Consider the following 1076-nt stretch of genomic DNA (forward strand, 5'->3'; position numbering starts at 1 on the left):
GCTTCGCCAATTTGCTGACGCTCGGGGCACAGATTTTAAATTATTGTAAAAATCTGTGAATCTGTGGCTAAATATTTTAAACATTTATTACCACAATTGATGCACTTCTGGTTTGATGTATTTTTCATAAATAGCATTCATTGCTGCAATTTTTTCAGGTGTCAATTTTGGTAAATCAAAAACCGATAAATTCGATTCTACGTGACTAGCTTTTGAAGCTCCTGGAATAATACAGCTGATTTCGTTGAAACTCAAAATCCATTGCAAGGCAATTGGCGCCAAATTAGGAACTCCTGGAAACAAAGCTTTCAAGGCTTCAACGGCTTTCAAACCCAATTCATAATCAATTCCAGAGAATGTTTCTCCTTTGTCGAAAGCGGCTCCGTTTCGGTTGAAATGTCTATGGTCTTGCGCTCCAAAAGTAGTTTTAGCATCGAATAATCCAGTAAGAAGTCCGCTGGCCAAAGAAAATCTCGCAATGATACCAATATCCTTTTTCTGTGCTTCCTTGAAAAACAATTCGGATGGTCGTTGACGGAAAAGGTTGAAAATAATTTGCACCGTGGTCACATTTGGATATTCAATGGCTTTGAGTCCTTCTTCCACTTTTTCGACGCTGACGCCCAAGTTTTGAATTTTTCCTTGTTCTTTCAAACGGTCAAACATTTCGAAGATTTCGGGACGATAATAGACCTCGTTTGGCGGGCAATGCAATTGGATTAAATCTAAAGTTTCGAGTCCAGTTCTTTTCAAACTATCTTCCACAAATTTTTGTAATACTTTGGGTTGGTAGCCTTCATTCGAATGTGGATTTATAAATCGCCCACATTTTGTACCAACATAAATACGTTCGGAACGAGAGCGAACGACTCTTCCAACGGCGGTTTCGCTCAATCCATTTTCATACACATCGGCAGTGTCAATGAAATTCACGCCATTGTCAATTGCGGTGTTAATCAATTCGTCTGCGGTTTTATCATTGAATGGCGAACCCCATTTTCCGCCCACTTGCCAAGTTCCCAATGCTATTTCAGAGATGTTGAAATTTGTTTTGCCTAATTTTCTATAGTTCATGA

Annotated in this window: 1 protein-coding gene; it reads right to left on the reverse strand. The window is 39.0% G+C overall.

What is annotated here, in order from left to right:
• Nucleotides 1-87: 87 nt before the first annotated feature.
• Nucleotides 88-1076 (reverse strand): aldo/keto reductase (locus EKL98_RS17140; protein WP_126563252.1); only part of this gene is annotated, 989 nt, incomplete at its 5' end.

This window comes from Flavobacterium bomense, assembly GCF_003970355.1.